This window comes from Streptomyces niveiscabiei, from assembly GCF_001419795.1.
GTDB lineage: Bacteria > Actinomycetota > Actinomycetes > Streptomycetales > Streptomycetaceae > Streptomyces > Streptomyces niveiscabiei.
In genome coordinates, this window is record NZ_LIRL01000238.1 from 1 (window position 1) to 3,063 (window position 3,063).

General features: G+C 68.0%; 4 protein-coding genes. 2 read left to right on the plus strand and 2 right to left on the minus strand.

Annotation, left to right across the window (positions count from 1 at the left end; translation table 11 throughout):
• Positions 1-176 precede the first annotated feature (176 nt).
• The gene (locus tag AOK24_RS12885) at positions 177-782 is read left to right on the plus strand and encodes a MarC family protein (protein ID WP_055720197.1); all 606 of its coding nucleotides are present in this window, start codon (positions 177-179) and stop codon (positions 780-782) included.
• 74 nt (positions 783-856) lie between these two features.
• Here the strand turns inward: AOK24_RS12885 and AOK24_RS47480 are convergent, their stop codons facing one another.
• The gene (locus tag AOK24_RS47480; RefSeq protein ID WP_010350503.1) at positions 857-1,009 is read right to left on the minus strand and encodes a hypothetical protein; all 153 of its coding nucleotides are present in this window, start codon (positions 1,007-1,009) and stop codon (positions 857-859) included.
• A gap of 183 nt (positions 1,010-1,192) precedes the next feature.
• Here AOK24_RS47480 and AOK24_RS12890 point away from each other — a divergent pair, with 183 nt between their 5' ends.
• On the plus strand, positions 1,193-2,089 hold the full coding sequence (locus AOK24_RS12890) for an NYN domain-containing protein (protein WP_055720198.1): 897 nt from the start codon (positions 1,193-1,195) through the stop codon (positions 2,087-2,089).
• A gap of 17 nt (positions 2,090-2,106) precedes the next feature.
• Here the strand turns inward: AOK24_RS12890 and AOK24_RS12895 are convergent.
• On the minus strand, positions 2,107-3,063 hold a 957-nt coding region (locus AOK24_RS12895), incomplete at its 5' end, for an alpha/beta fold hydrolase (RefSeq protein ID WP_055720199.1).

Sequence of the window (3,063 nt, forward strand, 5' to 3'; positions counted from 1 at the left end):
GGGCATTTCCGGTGCCGGGGGCCGGGGGAGCCTGAGGCCGACCGGGGTTCGTCGTCGGCGCGTTGTCGTTCGGGGCTCGGCGTTCGTTCGGCGGGATGACCTGCGGCGGGTTGCCGTAGCCCTCCCCTTCTGTCCTCCCTCCTCTTTCCATCAACACTCTCAAGGCTGCTCCATCCATGTTCGACGTCGCTGTCTTCGGCTCTCTCTTCCTCACCCTTTTTGTCATCATGGATCCCCCCGGGATCACGCCGATCTTCCTCGCGCTCACCTCCGGCCGGGCCGCGAAGGTGCAGAAGCGGATGGCGTTCCAGGCCGTGTGCGTCGCCGGTGGGGTGATCACGGTGTTCGGCCTGCTGGGCCACCAGATACTTGACTATCTGCATGTCTCGGTGCCCGCATTGATGATCGCGGGCGGTCTGTTGCTTCTGTTGATCGCGCTGGATCTGTTGACGGGCAAGAGCGACGAACCGAAGCAGACCAAGGACGTCAATGTGGCCCTCGTGCCGCTGGGCATGCCGCTGCTGGCCGGCCCGGGGGCGATCGTGTCGGTCATCCTCGCCGTGCAGAAGGCGGACAGCGTGGCGACGCAGGTGTCCGTGTGGTGCGCGATCCTCGCGATCCACGCCGTGCTGTGGCTGGTGATGAGGTACTCGCTGCTCATCATCAGGTTGATCAAGGATGGAGGCGTCGTGCTGGTGACGCGCCTCGCCGGGATGATGCTGTCGGCGATCGCGGTGCAGCAGATCATCAATGGGGTGGTACAGGTGGTCAATGCATCGTGAAGTTGGTGCATACACAGAGCCCCCGTACGGTGTCGGCACCGTACGGGGGCTCTGAAGTGTGGTGTGCTCGCGCGTTACGACGCCGAGCGGTCTGCCGGGCGGATCCAGAGCCGCTGCCCGATGGCGGCGGCGTCCTGCACGATCCGGTTGACGGAGGCGGCGTCCACGACAGTGCAGTCCACGGGCGTGCCGTCGACGTCGTCGAGTCGCAGAATTTCGAAGCGCATGGCTTCTCCCTTCGTCGGTTGTCCTCCTGAGGAGAATCGCTGTTACGTGTGGAGTCAACGGGACTCGTGTTACGAACATTCCCTACGCTAAGGAAATTTTTCGAACAACTAACTACCAAGCAGTAGGGAAGACTGAACGGGATCGGTTGTGTTCGCTGCGTGACCGGCGGGACAATGGGGAGGATGAGTGACGACCTCAGGCCCCTCGTGGACCGCCTCGACCGTACGAACGACCTGCTCAGACGGGTGCTCGCCGAAGTTGCGAAGACGCCCTCCACACACGCGATCTTCGTCGACGCGGGGTATCTCTACGCCGCGGCGGGCCGCCTGATCGCCGGCACGGAAGACCGCAGGTCCTTCGACCTCGACGCGGAGGGCCTCCTGGAGGCGCTCATCGACCGCGCGCGCCAGGTCTTCGCGGACAGCCGGCTCCTCAGGGTCTACTGGTACGACGGCGCCAGACGCCGCATCCACACCGCCGAACAGCAGTCGATCGCGGAGCTTCCCGACGTCAAGGTTCGCTTGGGCAACCTCAACGCGAACAATCAACAGAAGGGCGTCGATTCATTGATCCGTACAGATCTCGAATCCCTCGCCCGGCACCGCGCGATCAGCGACGCGGCCCTCCTCGGCGGTGACGAGGACCTCGTCTCGGCGGTCGAGGCCGCACAGGGCTACGGCGCGCGCGTGCACCTGTGGGGGATCGAGGCGCCGGAGGGCCGCAACCAGGCGGAGCCGCTGCTGTGGGAGGTCGACAGCCAGCGCACCCTGGACCTCGAATTCTTCAAACCGTACGTGTCGCGGCGCGCCGCTGTCTCGTACGAGGGGCCCACAGCGAACCGGCCCACGCGCGAGGACGTCCGGTTCGTGGGGGCGCAGATCGCGGCGAAGTGGCTCGTGGAGCGCGGGCGGGAGAGCCTCGCCGAACTCCTGCCGGGGCACCCGTACCTGCCGGGGTCCGTCGACCAGGATCTGCTGGTCGAGGCGGAGGGGATTCTCCAGTACTCGCTGCGCGGGCAGGCGGATCTGCGGCGGGCGCTGCGGGACGGGTTCTGGGAGCACGTCCAGACGCAGTACTGATTCCTCGGCGGCCAGGGTCAGTTGGGCTCGCGCGCGAGGTCGTCCGCTCGTTCGTCCGCCGGTCCGGTCGTCCGCCGGTCCGCGTGCTCGTCCGTCTGCCGATCGGTCCGCCCGTCCGTCAGCGTCTCCGTCCGCGTGTCCGTCTGTGTGTCCCAGAAATCCGCCAGCGCCTGGGCGGTTGGGGCCGGCTGGTCCATGTTCGGCGAGTGGTCCGCGCCCTCGATCACCGTCCGGCGCGCGGAGAGCCGTACCGCCATCTCGTCCAGCAGAGGCACCGGCCACGTGTCGTCGGTCGAACCCGACAGGACGTGGAACGGCAGGGGCAGCGCGGCGAGTTCGTCCACGCGGTCTGGTTCCGTGCACAACTGGCGCCCTGTGGCGCGGAGTTGGGCGGGCCGGTGCCCGGTCCAGCGGTTCCTCATCGACTCCGGTGTGCCGAAGCCCTTCGCCGGTCCGCCGACGTCCTCCGGCGGCCCCATCGCCACGATCACCTCCCACACCTCCGCCATGCTCATCACGGCCAGCGCCTCGTGCAGCATCGCGACGCGCTGCTTCTGCGAGTCGGAGATCTCCGCCGGGCCCGACGACATCAACGTCAGGCTGCGGAACGGGACCCGGTCGAGCAGCACCGCCGCCCGCGCGACCTGCCCGCCCATCGAGTGCCCCAACAAGTGCACCGGCCCACCGAGGAACCGCGCCTGCGCGAGGACGTCCCTCGCCAACTCGGCCTGCGCGTACGGAGCTTCGTCCACCTCGGGCCCGTACGACTGATACTGCCCCCGGCCGTCCACAGCGACCGTCCGATACCCCCGCGCCGCCAACGGCCCCTGGAGGAAGTGGAAGTCCTCCTTGCTGCCGGTGAACCCGGGAAGCAGCAGGGCGACACCCCGGTAGGGCACGCTCGCGTGCGCGGGCGTGTCGATCGCCGCGAAGTCGCCGCGCGGGGTGCGGAGCGTGAGGGGGCGGGCTGCGGG